This is a genomic window from Cognaticolwellia aestuarii, from assembly GCF_002000025.1.
GTDB classification, from domain to species: Bacteria; Pseudomonadota; Gammaproteobacteria; order Enterobacterales; family Alteromonadaceae; genus Cognaticolwellia; species Cognaticolwellia aestuarii.
Genome location: NZ_MUZV01000003.1, coordinates 280,966 through 295,273, shown reverse-complemented (window position 1 = coordinate 295,273; position 14,308 = coordinate 280,966). Strand labels below are relative to the sequence as shown.

13 protein-coding genes are annotated in these 14,308 nt (G+C 38.7%); 12 read left to right on the top strand and 1 reads right to left on the bottom strand.

Annotated features, from left to right (window positions below; all coding sequences use genetic code 11):
• Positions 1-18 precede the first annotated feature (18 nt).
• Positions 19-342 carry a DUF3392 domain-containing protein gene (locus B0169_RS06480; RefSeq protein WP_077285147.1) on the top strand — a complete coding sequence of 108 codons (324 nt, stop codon included), beginning with the start codon at positions 19-21 and terminating at the stop codon, positions 340-342.
• A 34-nt stretch (positions 343-376) separates the two neighbouring features.
• Here B0169_RS06480 and B0169_RS06475 read toward each other — a convergent pair whose 3' ends face one another.
• Positions 377-739 (bottom strand): hypothetical protein, encoded by a 363-nt coding sequence (locus B0169_RS06475; protein ID WP_077285146.1) that lies wholly within the window; start codon positions 737-739, stop codon positions 377-379.
• 316 nt (positions 740-1,055) lie between these two features.
• Between B0169_RS06475 and B0169_RS06470 the strand changes: the two genes are divergently transcribed.
• The 11 genes from B0169_RS06470 (at position 1,056) to B0169_RS06420 (ending at position 14,240) form a co-directional block, all read left to right on the top strand.
• On the top strand, positions 1,056-1,709 hold the full coding sequence (locus B0169_RS06470) for a hypothetical protein (RefSeq protein ID WP_077285145.1): 654 nt from the start codon (positions 1,056-1,058) through the stop codon (positions 1,707-1,709).
• Between the two features lie 115 nt (positions 1,710-1,824).
• Positions 1,825-2,523 carry a spondin domain-containing protein gene (locus B0169_RS06465; RefSeq protein WP_077285144.1) on the top strand — a complete coding sequence of 233 codons (699 nt, stop codon included), beginning with the start codon at positions 1,825-1,827 and terminating at the stop codon, positions 2,521-2,523.
• A gap of 9 nt (positions 2,524-2,532) precedes the next feature.
• Entirely contained in the window at positions 2,533-3,267 is a 735-nt protein-coding gene (locus B0169_RS06460; RefSeq protein ID WP_077285143.1) for a spondin domain-containing protein, read from the top strand.
• Positions 3,268-3,368: 101 nt separating this feature from the next.
• Positions 3,369-4,094: a response regulator transcription factor gene (locus tag B0169_RS06455; protein WP_235838491.1), complete on the top strand. Its 726-nt coding sequence runs from the start codon at positions 3,369-3,371 to the stop codon at positions 4,092-4,094.
• Positions 4,091-5,572 (top strand): sensor histidine kinase, encoded by a 1,482-nt coding sequence (locus B0169_RS06450; protein WP_077285141.1) that lies wholly within the window; start codon positions 4,091-4,093, stop codon positions 5,570-5,572. The genes B0169_RS06455 and B0169_RS06450 overlap by 4 nt, the downstream gene beginning before the upstream one ends.
• 93 nt (positions 5,573-5,665) lie before the next feature.
• Positions 5,666-6,460 carry a M48 family metallopeptidase gene (locus tag B0169_RS06445; protein ID WP_077285140.1) on the top strand — a complete coding sequence of 265 codons (795 nt, stop codon included), beginning with the start codon at positions 5,666-5,668 and terminating at the stop codon, positions 6,458-6,460.
• Positions 6,461-6,793: 333 nt separating this feature from the next.
• The gene (locus tag B0169_RS06440; RefSeq protein ID WP_077285139.1) at positions 6,794-8,041 is read left to right on the top strand and encodes an efflux RND transporter periplasmic adaptor subunit; all 1,248 of its coding nucleotides are present in this window, start codon (positions 6,794-6,796) and stop codon (positions 8,039-8,041) included.
• Between the two features lie 13 nt (positions 8,042-8,054).
• Positions 8,055-8,777 (top strand): ABC transporter ATP-binding protein, encoded by a 723-nt coding sequence (locus tag B0169_RS06435; protein WP_077285138.1) that lies wholly within the window; start codon positions 8,055-8,057, stop codon positions 8,775-8,777.
• Entirely contained in the window at positions 8,774-11,191 is a 2,418-nt protein-coding gene (locus tag B0169_RS06430) for an ABC transporter permease (RefSeq protein ID WP_077285137.1), read from the top strand. Before B0169_RS06435 ends, B0169_RS06430 begins: the two co-directional genes overlap by 4 nt.
• A 396-nt stretch (positions 11,192-11,587) precedes the next feature.
• Complete coding sequence (locus tag B0169_RS06425) at positions 11,588-12,940, top strand: sigma-54-dependent transcriptional regulator (protein ID WP_077285136.1); 1,353 nt, start codon at positions 11,588-11,590, stop codon at positions 12,938-12,940.
• Positions 12,941-13,154: 214 nt separating this feature from the next.
• Positions 13,155-14,240, top strand: coding sequence for a sensor histidine kinase (locus tag B0169_RS06420; RefSeq protein ID WP_077285135.1), 1,086 nt, complete (start codon positions 13,155-13,157; stop codon positions 14,238-14,240).
• Positions 14,241-14,308 lie beyond the last annotated feature (68 nt).

Here is a 14,308-nt window from a genome sequence, read left to right as displayed (position 1 = left end):
ATAAACTGTTGAGGTAGTATGACTGAGTTACTGATTGATATTGGCCAGTGGTTTCGCGGATATCAATATCAAACGGCTATGGCGATTGTGGCCACGGTATTAGTGATTTTTGGTAATGATATTAACAATGCTGTGCGTAAGCTGGTTGCTAAGCAGCATTTTATTATTCGTTGTTTCACTTTTATTGTGGTTTGTGCGTTTGGCTATGGCTTGTTAACGGTTTGGTTAACTCGACTGTTATCGCAGCAATTATCACAAGTACCTAATAGTTATGTACTACCTTTGATCGTGGCGATTTTTAGTGTTTTGGGTGTTTATGCACAAAAGCGTCGACATATTTAAGTGCTAGGGGAGATAATTTATTTTTATCTGCCCTTTATAGCCGAATAAAGGCATAGCAAAATAATACTATGGGTAAGGGCAGTAGTATGGCAAAGAGGATAGTTTCGCACCATTCAATTGTGCGATAAAAGCGATACCAAGAGGCGTTTTCTTCACGGGTTGACGGTAACACCTGAAAGAAAAACATAAATGCCGAAATCACCAAACTTTCAATGGCAATAAATAAAATAAGTATAGCTAACCAGACTAATACGCTGGGGGTTTGCATCTTTATTTGTGATTGCAAGCCAATAAAAAGTACAAAAAAGAACAAACACCAGGCTAAAAGTTGCCATTTAAAACGAGCGAAAGTAATAGCAATATAATTAAAAAGTTCAGGGCTAATTGAGAATTTCATTAAGTGAAAAATAACTCCAATAGATGATTGAATGACGAAGGTGTTAACTAAAATAAAGCAACTATTACTATTACACTGTGTTTAAAAGCGTTAAATTAAAACGTATCAAGTATAGCGATTTATGTGAGTAAATGTCAGTAATAGCATGACATTAAATGCTTTTATCTGCCAGTATCAAGGCGACTCGTTAACGAAAATTATAGCTAGCGTCGCCAAGGTATTCATTATCATCAAACTTGCCGGCACTTGTTGTCAGCTAAGGTGAAATATTCACCTTGAAGTACCCATAATTAGGAAACCGAAATTAGGAAACCGAATGAATAATAAAATTAGCCATTTTTTTAGTGTCACCATAGCAATGACAACGTTTATGACACACGCTGTAATGGCAACGAGTATAGGTGCTAAAGTTGATACAATTCAACAAAATCTAACCGTTACCAAGGAGCATAAAGCAACACCTTTAGCGAGAATGATGTCACAGTCAGCCATTGAATCATCGGTTGATGAAAGTCATACGGATAAAACCTTACGATTAGCAATCAGTGAGCTTAAAGATAGTAGTGGTTTAGTGTATTTTGGCGGAAAAGTGTCAGAGGCCGAGCTGAGTCATTATTTATCAGCGTTGAAAAACGAACTAGGTGAAGAGCAATATGCGACTTTTAGGCAGCTGCAAGCGGCGCGTGATCATCAATCTTTTCATGTTACTTTAATTAATCCTTACGAATATCAAACTATTGATAAAGAAAAACTTAACTTATCACAAAACTTTAGCGTTACCTTACATGGCCTAGGTACTGCAGAAAAAGCAGGCAAACGCAGTTATTTTGTTGTTGCATCGTCTGCTGACGGACAATTTATTCGCCAAAAACTCTTATTAAAAAACAAAGACTTCCACATAACATTGGGTTTTTCTCCAACAGATGTTTTTGGTGTTAGTAAGGGCCGAGACACGCTAATCAAGAAATAAATTTCATTACTTTTCATTGATAAACTTGTGATAGATTTGTGATAACTCTGTGAAAGTTTAGCCATGTTTGCTTTGCATACTGAATGCGAAATCATTTAGTTATCAAGGGAAACATATGAAATACTTTAAAACAGCATCAGCGATCGCATTAGCGCTTTCAAGTTCAGCGTTAATGGCACAAGAATTAGAAATAAAGTTTACTAACCTCACTCAAGGTATTTACTACACGCCTATTTTAATGTCAGCTCATGATGACACTATGTCACTTTTTAGTGCTGGTACTGCCGCAACACCTGAATTACAAATGATGGCTGAAGGTGGAGACATCTCTGGCCTTGTTACCTTACTTGACGGTGCAAATGCAAATAATGCGACCAACCCAGCTGGCGGTTTACTTGCACCAGGCCAATCAACAACTGCGATGCTAAGTACTGATGACAGTAATACTTATTTGTCGATTGTAACCATGTTACTACCAACCAATGATGGTTTTGCTGGTGTAAGTAGTTGGAAAATACCGACTGAAGCTGGTAGTTACACGTTTAATGTTAATGCATACGATGCCGGTACTGAAGCAAACAACGAAGTTGTTAATGGTGGTGGTGCTCCAGGTGCTTTAGGTATTCCAGCGGCTCCGGGTATGGATGCGGGTACAGGCGGTACAGGTGTAACGACTGAAGAAGCGAATAAAACTGTGCATATTCATCGTGGTAGTTTAGGTGACGACGATTTAACAGCAGGTAAAAGTGATTTAGATAATACCGTTCATCGTTGGTTAAATCCGGTTGCACGTGTCACTGTTACAGTAAAATAGGGGACTATTATGACTATTTTTTATAAAAATCAGTTTGCCCGTAAAGGTATCTGGTCGGCATTAGGTTTTACGGTTTTGCTGTCAGCCTGTGGTGGTAGTGATAATAATTCAACACCTGAGCCAGTAACGCCTACACCGCCAACACCGGTAACCTACACTTATGAAGTTAGTGTAACTAACTTAACGCATGCACAGCCTTTATCACCTGTGGCTGTTGTTTTACATAATGAAGGAGCTTTATTTGAACTCGGCGCTAGCGCGACAGTGGCATTGGAAAATTTAGCTGAAAGCGGTGATAACTCGCAAGTTCTGGCACAAGACATGGTGTTAGCGGGCGCAAGTGGAGCGGGTGTTATTATGCCAGGGATGAGCGAAACGGTATCTGTCAGTCTGGTTGATACAAAACCTATGATGCTATCTGCGGCGACCATGTTAGTAAATACCAATGATGCTTTTAGTGGCATCAGCGCTATGTCGCTGGAAAATATGGCTGTTGGCGAAAGTATTTCGTTGCGAACAAGTTCTTATGATTCAGGCACAGAGAAAAATAGCGAAACAATGGCAACAATACCGGGTCCAGCTGCTGGCGGTGAAGGTTTTAATGCTGAACGTGATGATGTCGACTTTATCGGTATGCACGCGGGTGTGATCACTAGTGACGACGGCTTAATGCAGTCAGTATTAACCCAAGCGCATCGTTTTGATAACCCTACCTTAGCGATATCGGTTACTCGTGTAGAGTGATCATTAACGCTAAATCATGATGTTTACATGATGGTTTAGCCGCTATTTTTGTATCTGTGCTTCGTTCTTGTCAATAAAAGATAATAATAATGGAGCAAAGCATGGATACCATACTGGTGGTTGAAGATGAGCAAGACATTGCGGATTTGGTGACCTTAAACCTACAAGAAATTGGCTTAACAGTTGATCATTGTTTATCTGGTGAAGTCGCCTTAGAAAAGTTAAAAATTAATCAATACGACTTAGTGATGCTTGATGTCATGTTGCCAGGTATATCGGGTTTAGATGTCTGTCGACAGTTACGCGAACAAAAGCCGGAGCAGGTGATTTTAATGGTAACCTCAAGAAATAGCGAAATCGATCGTGTATTAGGCCTTGAACTCGGCGCTGATGATTATATGACTAAGCCATTTAGTGTGCGAGAGTTACAAGCTAGAGTGCGCAGCCAGCTTAGACGTGTGCATTTATTATCAAAAATAAGCCAGCAACAGTTAGCGCAGCAGTCGCCTGAGCATTACTTAACTTTAGGGACCTTACAAATTGATAACATTACTCACAGTGCTACGCTTAATGGCAAGCATATTGACTTAACTTCAACCGAATTTGATTTGTTATTCTATTTAGCCTCTCACCCAGAACAAGTTTTTTCCCGTGAACAATTGTTAAGTTCAGTCTGGGGATATCATCATAGTGGTTATGAACATACTGTTAACTCACACATTAATCGTTTACGTAATAAAATTGAACGTAATGCCACTAAGCCTGAAATTGTACAAACTGTTTGGGGCGTGGGCTACAAGCTTTGTCGTCAAGGGGTTTTAGCGTGAAGCTATCGCTTTACCACCGACTATCTTTATCGTTATTAGCGGTATTTTTAGTTATTATCACGGTATTTTTTGTTTGGGCCGAGCATTTAGAGCAAACAACACGCTATGAGTCTGAGCAACATTTACACCTTTCACTTGCCGCCAGTTTAGCGCGCGATAATCCGCTGCTACAAGAAGGGGCCTATGATCATCAAGCGCTGAAAAATTTGTTTCATACCTTAATGGTGTTAGGACCCGCATTTGAGTTTTATTTTGTTGACCCAAATGGCGTTATTCTTACCCATTCAATCACCCCCTCGTTGATAAAACGAGATCGAATTGACTTAACCCCGTTAATTCAATTAACACAAAACCAAGTCAGTTTACCTATTTATGGTGATGATCCTCAACATGAAAGCAGACAAAAAATATTCTCTGCTGCCCCGGTGTTTAATGGTAGTGAGTTAAGAGGCTACCTCTATGTGATTGTTGCTGGTGAGCGATATGAGTCAGCGTACAGTCGCTTAGACTCAGACCGTCAAGCTGAACTTTCGATGGTGATGTTGGTAGGAGCATTATTGTTTCTTTTTATTGTTATGCTCGGTATTTTTTATTACTTCACTCGACCACTTCGCCGATTAAACAGTGACATACAACAACTAAAAGAGGCGGGGTTTGATAAATCTAAGGTAACTTTAACTCCTTGGATGACTAATAGTAGCAATGAAGTACACCAACTGGGTGTGGCATTTGAAGAAATGGTTAATCAAATTAATGGTCAGTTAAATTTATTACAGCAAAGTGATGTGCAACGCAGAGAGCTTTTGGCGGATATTTCTCATGATTTACGCACGCCGTTGTCGTCTTTACAGGGCTATATTGAAATGATCGCGCATAAAGGCGATGAGTTAACAGTATCTGCACGAGAAAAATATATTCATATCGTATTAAAAAACACCTTACAGCTGAAGTTACTTATTGACCAAATATTTGAGTTAGCACACCTTGAAGGCGGGCAAGTATCACTAAATTTTGAAACATTTAACCTTGCCGAATTACTTTACGATGTGCTGGCAAAGTTTACTTTAGAGGCAAGTGAAAAAAATATTGAAATATCGGTAGAGCCTAAATGTTCGTACACACAAGTTCATAGTGATATTGCTAAACTTGAACGTGTGATCAGTAACTTACTCGAGAATGCGATTCGCCATACCAGTGAAAACGGTAAAATTGTTTTTGCGATTGACGAGCTTGATAACAACCAATGTCGATTGAGCATTACAGATAATGGCACCGGGATAAAAGCAGAAGAACTCTCTTACATTTTCGATACTCGCTACCGAGCCAGTAATGCGATACAGGACAAAAACAAGCATACTGGTTTAGGTTTAGCTATTACTAAGAAGCTACTAGAATTATTGAAATCTGATATCAAAGTGCAAAGTACTTTAGGTGAGGGAAGTTCGTTTTCGTTTAATTTAAGGCGGGTAAGTCATTAAAATAATTACTGTTGGTTTTTATTTAATAAGCATAGATATTTATATTTTCATTACTTAAAATAAGCTAACAAGGATATTATTTTAGGAAATTAAATGAAATTTAAATTAGCGCTTTGTTTTGCTGTTATGACATTAGCCGGCTGTACAACTTCTTCAACAGGCCGATCGCAGTTAATGATGATGTCTAGCGATGAGCTTAATAAAATGGGTGCTGCCTCATTTGAAGAAATGAAAACAAAAGAAAAAATCAGCCAATCTCCCGAGGTTAACCGTTACGTGCAATGTGTTGCCAGTGCCATTACTAAAAATGTTTCTAAATCTGCTCATGATGGCGCCTGGGAAGTGGTTGTTTTTGACTCTGAACAAGTGAATGCTTTTGCGTTACCTGGTGGCAAAATAGGCGTTTATACCGGTATATTAAAAGTGGCTGAAGACCAAGACCAGCTGGGAGCTATTATTGGTCACGAAGTCGGTCATGTGATAGAAGGCCATTCGAACGAGCGTTTGTCATCAAATCAAGCTAGTCAAATGGGCTTATCTTTGGTGAATGTTTTACTCGAAAGTCAAAATGTTGAAAGCCGTAATACTGTTATGGCAGGCCTAGGTTTGGGGATGCAATATGGCGTATTAATGCCTTATGGTCGCAGCCATGAAAGTGAAGCTGATATTGTTGGTCAAGATTTAATGGCTAAGTCAGGCTTTGATCCGGCAGCAAGCATCAAACTTTGGCAAAACATGGCTAAATTATCTAACGATGCACCGCCTGAGTTTATGTCGACTCATCCATCAAATACCACTCGTATTAAGCAGTTAACTGAGCATTTGCCTAAATCAATACCTTTTTTTACAAAGTCTACGCCAGCTAAATGTGCTAAGCCATCTATTTAGTATTAACGGTCATATCTTTTGTCATGAAAGCCTGTTGATGCAGGCTTTTATTTATCGAAAAGTGCGCTAAGTCTTATCTTTTTAGTTTGATTATAACCCATCATTTAAGTGAATGAGCAGTGCTGCGCTACTCAAAAATTTTCGCTGATTATTTATTCCTCAGGTTACCTATTTACTTTCACCTTTTGCAGAAACCTTTCCCCATTTCGGTATAGTCTATTGTCAAATACAGATGAGTTTAAATTTAAATTCAATTAAATTAATGACTTACATTTTGGCATGTGATTGGCTATATCAACATTAAGTAACGATTAATGTTGTTTAAGGATAGTCATGGATATAAAGAAAAATACTCAAGTTAAAAAAGTATCATGGGTAAAGCGCTTTGCTTTTGTAATGTGTGTATTAGTGTTTATTGCTTGGCAATTTAATAGCCCAAGTTCAGATAATAAACTCACTAGAAGTGATATTCGAGTCGCTTCAGTACAGCAAAGTGATTTACCTTTTACCATTTCAGGCTTTGGTAAGCTTATTTCAAAACATAAGCGTTTACTCACCGCACCAACGATAGCAACGGTCGAAGAAATACGGGTATTACCTGGTGCTGAGGTTACCCCAGATACGGTTATTATGACCTTAAGTAATCCTGATCTTTTATTACAAGTTAATAATGCTGAGATGGAGTTAGTTAGACATAATGCCAGTTTACGTGAACTGAAAGTTAACCAAAAAAGTGAGTATTTGTTGTATCAAGCTAACTTAGTGAATATTGAATCTGATTTAGCTGCGGCGAAATTAAAAGTTGAAGCAGAAAGCAGGCTAGCCGCTAGCGGTATTGTCTCGGCAATAGACTTTAAACGTTCAAAATTAACCGAAGAGCAATTTGGAAAACAACTAAAGATAGAGCAGCAAAGGTTGGCGCATTTAAAAACAGCACATCAAGAAAAAATAGCAGTACAAGGGCAGTTTACCAAGCAACTTGAAGCTAATTTAGCATTGAAGTTATCTTTACAGGCCGGGTTAGTGATTCATGCCGATATCGAAGGGGTATTACAGTCATTACCAGTAACGTTAGGGCAAAGTGTCGCATCAGGAGAGCAATTAGCACTGGTCGCCAGCAATAAAACCATGATGGCGCAACTGCAAATTCCACAAGAAGCGGCACAAGAGATTGTCATTGGTCATCAAGCTGAAATAAACACCCGTGGAGCTTTGGTTAGAGGCATAGTAAATCGTATTGACCCGGTAATTACTAACGGCAGTGTCATTATTGATATCGACATAACACAAGCATTACCCGCAAATGCAAGACCTGAATTGAAGGTCGAAGGGATAATTGAAATTGGTATGCTTAGCAATGCACTTTATGTCAAGCACCCTGTTGGGGTTAAAGCGAATTCAAGCCAAACTTTATTTACTCTGGCTGATAACAAGCAAAGTGCCATACAGAGAACAATAAAGTTTGGCCGAATTATTGGCAATAATATCGAACTACTTTCAGGCGCGAGTATGGGAGAGCAATTTATTGTTTCTGATACTAGCGCTTATTTACAAAACCAAACAATGATGATCACAGACTAACAAGGACCGAATTATGAACAAGCAAGCTCTTATCGAATTAAAAAATATCAGTAAGGTTTATTCAAAAATAGATATGGAAACTCATGCACTTCGAGACATTAATATGGCTATTTATGAAGGTGATTATGTCTCTATTTCTGGGCCGTCGGGTTGTGGAAAGTCAACACTATTGTCTATTTTAGGTCTACTAGACACGCCAACAACGGGCAGTTACCTGATTAAAGATCAGCAAGTGGCTAATTTAACCGCTGATGATAGAGCTGAAATTAGAAACTTACATATCGGTTTTATTTTTCAGGCTTTCAACTTAATTGATGAAATTAGTGTTTATGACAATGTTGCCTTGCCGTTAAAGTATCGAGAGCCAAGATTGTCAGCCAAAGAAGTGAATAAACAGGTGATGGAAAGTTTAGAAAAAGTGGAAATGCAGCACAGGTGTTCGCATAAGCCCAATCAACTTTCTGGTGGTCAGCAGCAACGTATTGCCATTGCTCGAGCGCTAGTGGGCAAACCAAGTATATTATTAGTCGATGAACCTACCGGCAACTTGGATTCTAAAAATGGTGATTTAGTGATGGCTTTATTAGACAACCTCAATAAAGAAGGCACGACCATTTGTATGGTTACTCATGACCCAAGGTATGCCAATCACGCGAGCATAAAACTGAATTTATTAGATGGTGTTATTTTAGATGACATTACTTTAAGTGACAGTACGTTACAGGAGGCGGTATGAGCACCTTACTCAATGAAGTTAAAGCAACCGCCATCAGTTTGTCGCGAGTCCCTGGTTTTGTGGTAACCACTGTATTTACGTTGGCGTTAACTTTAGGCGTATTGTTGGCTGCATTTAGTCTCAATCATTTATTAATTTTTAAGGCATTACCTTACCCTGACGCTGAACGCCTGATTTTAATGAAACAAGAGATACAGCAGGGAGATCGCGTTTATAAAAACTCGCAATTTTTTGTCGCACAAAAATTAATGTATCAAAAGCAAAAGAGCTTAACGTCAATGGCGTTGGTTTATCGTAACCGTAGTGTGTTAGCTAGCCATGTTGAAAAGCCACTGACAGAAATCAGTTATATTAGTCCTGAGTATCTTGACATATTAGCGACACCGATATTAATGGGCAGAGCATTTAACCAACAAGAGCAAGTAGATAGCTATAATCCCTCGGCAATGATCAGCGAACAGTTGTGGAGGCAACGTTTTGCTAGCGATAGTAATATTTTGGGTCAAAGCATGACCCTGGGAAATAAACAATTTCGAATTGTCGGGGTGATCTCAAAAAGTTTTATTGAACCTAATTTATTTAATGATGAAGAACAAAGCCAAGTCTGGTTACCATGGGACTTCCATGCTCAGGAAGAGGATAGTTGGAATAATGCTTATACAAGTACCGGAGCCATTGGAAAATTATTGCCAAATTCATCACAGGCGCAGGCGAGTGAAGAGTTTAATCAGTTAATTGATCCTATGTTCCAGCAAAATGGCCGTATAGGTAAAGATAAACATCAAGCCTTGGTAGCAAATTTTCAAAACTTACAAGTCGCTATTATAGGTGATAACAAGTACATAGGTTTATTGGTGTTATTAGGCGCAGGCGTGTTATTACTTATTGCTTGTGCAAATATTGTTAATTTATTTTTTTCCAGAGCGGCGCAAAGACAACGCGCCTTGGTTATTCAAGCTACTTTAGGCGCAAAACTGAAACATTTGTTTTTTAGTATTTGGTTAGAAAGTTTCTTACTGTGCAGCGCATCTATGATTATTGGTTTAGTCATTGCGGGTTGGAGTATCAAATTATTACGCAACACAGCGGGCAGTGTTTTGCCTAGGCTTTCAGAGCTTTCTTTAGATTGGGCCGCGGTTGTTTTTGCTGGTCTCCTAACCATAGTTTTATCACTTATATTTGCCACCATTACGCTAAAACTGATCAATTACAAACAGCTAATTTCACAACTACAATCTAGTGGTAAGGGCACGGGGGCTCAGGTTAACGCTAAAGTGCGTAATTTATTGGTGACGAGTCAAATTTGTTTAGCGACTTTGTTGTTAATAGTAACCTCCCTTATTATGAATAATGTCTTAAGTGTATTAAGTCAGCCGTTGGGCTTTGAAGATAAAGGCCTATATAGCGTGAGGTTAGATATCGGCGACGCATATCCAGAGCAAGCTGACCGAATGCAGCTATCAAGAGATCTGATGAGTGAGTTACAAAAAATTGAGGGGGTAAAACAAGTTTCCAGAGCAATTAATCCACCGATTCGTAGAGGAAATTCTAGCACCAGTATTTCAGATGGTGCTGGCAATGGTTTAGGCCAATTTCCATTTACCACTATTGATACTCAATATTTTGATACTGTTGGTCTAAAACTTCTATCCGGTCGAGGCTTTACCGCCCAAGAAGTTAGAAATGATGAAGACCCTGTTATTTTAAGTCAGGCTGCAGCGAAGAAAATAGCTGGCGATAAAGATATTGTGGGGACCGTGATATATTCCGGTGGTGGCTCAGCTTTCAAGGTGGTTGGTGTTGTTGAAGATGTTTATAATCCATTCACACATCAGAAAGTTCAAGGTTCGATGATGTATTTTGGCTTTTCTGCATCTAAAACAAATTTCATTATCAGAATGCAAGCAGGCAAAGTGCTGGAGAAAATGACCTTACTTAATCTAATTGATGAAAAATTTGCTGATTTAAAGGTCTGGCGCTTTACCTCGGTTTCTGACATTTATAGTGATTTGGTTTATCATAAAAAATTAACTTTATGGTTAAGCATGACGCTCGCTATTTTCGCCTTATTATTGGCGGCAGTTGGCATTTATGGCGTGATCAGTTACAACAGTCAAATGCGACGTTATGAACTAGGTATTCGTATGGCATTGGGCGCAAAAAGTCGGCACATATTGACTGATTTTATTAAAGAGTCATTTACGCCTATTATCTTGGGCTTTGTTTTAAGTTTATTATTAGCCGCTGTGCTTTATGGCTGGGCGCAACAGCATATTAATCAATGGTTATCTATTGACTGGTTACTGACCTCTGGCTGTATATTGGTGTTAATTACCATCGCGTTAGCCGCTTGTTACTTTCCGGCTAGAAAGATTATTGCCACAGATCCGATACAAGCATTGAGAAATGAATAAATATTAAATAACCTGAATTCTGGATAAGCAGCACTTGCTCAACCCTCCGTTTTAACCCATTATCTGCGTTAAAACGTCGATAAATAGCTCTCTATTGATAAGTGTTTTGCCTTGGGAGTGGCTTAAAATGAAGCATTGATGCTGCCTATTAGTGACGTCTATTAGTGATGTTCAACTTGCTATAGCATTTACTTTGCCACCTAAGCTTTTGATTCACTTGAATATCAAGCACTCGTTATCCAGAGTTCAGGTTAAATAGATGAAAAAAAACGCATAGTAGCTATATCGCTACTGCGTTTTATTGATTTTAATGGGCTATTCATTTTAATGGATTATTCAAAGTCACAAATTTCAGTGTTTATAAAAAACAATAAAAATTATTAGAAAGAAGGCAAAATGAAAAAAACAATCATGGTTGTTGATGACCAAAGTGACTTAAGGCTCTCTGCTAGGTTTATTCTCGAAAATTATGGCTTTACTGTCATTGAAGCAGACTCACCACAACAAGCATTAGATAAAATAGTCGAGCATCAAGTTGATTTAATGTTGCTTGATATGAATTTTCAGTACGATACCACGTCTGGTCAGGAAGGCATGGATATGCTGAAGAGCTTAAAAGAAAAAAATCATCACTTCCCCGTTATTGTCATGACAGCTTGGTCTACTGTTGAGATAGCCGTTGAGGCTATTAAGCTTGGCGCGAAAGACTTCATTGAAAAACCGTGGAAAAATCAGCGCTTAATTCGCCTAATTGAACAACAGTTTCAATTAGACTCAGTGCAATTAGAAAACAAACGCCTAAAAGCACAACGTTCAACCAACGAAGTTATTATGTTAGGTGAATCTTCGGCTATGCAACTTTTGCTTGCACAAGCCCAAAAGTTAGCGGTAACAGACACGGCGATTTTAATTACCGGAGAAAATGGCACCGGAAAAAGCTTGCTTGCGAGTTACATTCACCAAAAATCTCAACGTAATCAAGAGAGTTACGTTACGGTAAATATGGGGGCTATTCCTGAAACTTTGTTTGAAAGTGAACTGTTTGGCCATACCAAAGGAGCATTTACTGACGCAAAAAATGATCGTATGGGGCGTTTTGAGGCTGCGCAATCGGGTAGTTTATTTCTCGATGAAATAGGCACAATCCCGATGAGTTTACAGCCTAAGTTATTACGAGTGCTTGAATCTGGCGAATTTGAAGCGGTAGGCTCAAGTAAAACACAACAAGCAGACGTTAGGTTAATTGCTGCCAGTAATACCGATTTTCAGCAAGCAATTGCTAACGGCGAGTTCCGTCAAGATTTATATTATCGCATTAATACTATTGTGCTCGATATTCCGCCGTTACGAAAACGAAAAGACGATATATTGCCTTTAGCTGAGCATTTTCTTGTGGAAAAAAGTCACAAGTACCATAAAAGTGGGCTGTATTTATCAGAGCAAGCAAAGAAAGCTTTATATCAATATGATTGGCCAGGGAATATTCGAGAACTTAGTCATGTCATTGAACGTGCAGTATTATTAAATGATTCAGCTGAAATACAAGTGAGCGGGCTAAATGTTCAGCCGGCGATACAAGCAAGTGGTGAAATACCATTTATGACAGTTGATGAGGCGGAAGAGCAGTTAATTATACAGGCCTTACAAAAGTCTGGCGGACGCGTCATTGAAGCAGGAGCGTTATTGGGCTTAGGTAAAAATGCCATTTATAGAAGGTTAGAAAAATATCAAATTAATCCAAAGTTATAGTTTAGAGCGCCGATTTACTTGGTTACTTGTTGCCATTTTGCTGCCGCCAATAGGGCTTTTGATCACAACAGGCGTTGCCTTCGACTTCGATTGGCTAAGTTGGTCAACATCAATATTGTTGCTTATCGTCCTATACACCTGCTTGCTCGTTGCACTTTATAGGTTAGTACTAGCGCCTTATTATAGTTTAGCCAGCTTAACTGAAGCACTGAAAATGGAAGATTATACGCTCAGAGCTAAGTCACCTTTTACCCAAGGTATTGTCGCGTCACTTTTTGATGAGTTATCCTCGCTCAGTCAAAGCTTGCAAATTAACAAAAGCCGTTACGATCAACAGATGTTTTTATTGTATGGCCTCATTGAACAATTAGACTCTCCAGTGCTGATCTTAGATCAAAAAGCTCAGCTTAAACATGCTAACCCAGCGGTTAGCATCTTGTTTTCTGTGCCGTGGCAAACACTTAAACAAAGATCAGCTAAAAGCCTAGGTTTAGAGATACGAAATGGTTTATGGCATTTATCTGAAGATAATCCATTTAATATGACAACAACATGGCAAATAAGGCAAAGCGAATTCAAAGAAAATAACCATAATTATCATCTTTTGATGTTGAATAACATTACCCAAGAGCTGCAAAAGAATGAGCAACAAGCTTGGCAAAATATTATCCGAATTCTCAACCATGAAGTACGAAACTCTTTAACGCCGATTTCAGCGTTAAGCCAAAACTTACTTGAAATGCCTGATTTAACTTCTCAGCAGTGCCAACAAGCGATTAAAATTATAGATAGTCGCAGCAATAACTTATTACAGTTCATTGATAGTTATTCAGATTTAGCCAAACTACCGCTACCTAATTATCAGCGCTTTGATTTAGCCGAGTTGTTGCAGGGGATTGCCAGTTTAGTGCAACATGTCACGATGAGTTTTTCCGAAGCTTTATTTATTAATGCCGATAAAGCTCAGCTTGAACAAGTACTATTGAATCTGATTAAAAATGCCCATGAAGCACAACATTCAAATAAAGATTTAGAGCAACACTCAACTAGAAACATTGAAGTACAAATGTTTAAAACCAGCCAGAAGGTGGTCATTAAAGTACTAGATCAAGGATGTGGTATTGCTAACTCGGCAAACTTATTTGTACCGTTTTACACCACTAAAGCTAAAGGCTCAGGTATTGGTTTAGCCTTAAGCAGGCAAATAATAACCAATCACAAAGGCGAATTATCTTTAGCTAACAGAACAGACAAACAAGGTGCTGTTGCGGTGATGACTTTACCGTTTTACCTTTGCTAACATACTGTTGTTAATGTTTTTTTTGTTGTCATATCATTGATAATAGCGTGGAGTACTGTCGCTGCTCG

Coding starts and splice junctions, on each gene's coding strand:
- B0169_RS06445 (WP_077285140.1), top strand. CDS start 5,666: ATGAAATTTAAATTAGCGCTTTGTTTTGCTGTTATGACATTAGCCGGC.
- B0169_RS06455 (WP_235838491.1), top strand. CDS start 3,369: ATGGATACCATACTGGTGGTTGAAGATGAGCAAGACATTGCGGATTTG.
- B0169_RS06480 (WP_077285147.1), top strand. CDS start 19: ATGACTGAGTTACTGATTGATATTGGCCAGTGGTTTCGCGGATATCAA.
- B0169_RS06475 (WP_077285146.1), bottom strand. CDS start 739: ATGAAATTCTCAATTAGCCCTGAACTTTTTAATTATATTGCTATTACT.
- B0169_RS06425 (WP_077285136.1), top strand. CDS start 11,588: ATGAAAAAAACAATCATGGTTGTTGATGACCAAAGTGACTTAAGGCTC.
- B0169_RS06460 (WP_077285143.1), top strand. CDS start 2,533: ATGACTATTTTTTATAAAAATCAGTTTGCCCGTAAAGGTATCTGGTCG.
- B0169_RS06440 (WP_077285139.1), top strand. CDS start 6,794: ATGGATATAAAGAAAAATACTCAAGTTAAAAAAGTATCATGGGTAAAG.
- B0169_RS06470 (WP_077285145.1), top strand. CDS start 1,056: ATGAATAATAAAATTAGCCATTTTTTTAGTGTCACCATAGCAATGACA.
- B0169_RS06435 (WP_077285138.1), top strand. CDS start 8,055: ATGAACAAGCAAGCTCTTATCGAATTAAAAAATATCAGTAAGGTTTAT.
- B0169_RS06420 (WP_077285135.1), top strand. CDS start 13,155: ATGGAAGATTATACGCTCAGAGCTAAGTCACCTTTTACCCAAGGTATT.
- B0169_RS06430 (WP_077285137.1), top strand. CDS start 8,774: ATGAGCACCTTACTCAATGAAGTTAAAGCAACCGCCATCAGTTTGTCG.
- B0169_RS06465 (WP_077285144.1), top strand. CDS start 1,825: ATGAAATACTTTAAAACAGCATCAGCGATCGCATTAGCGCTTTCAAGT.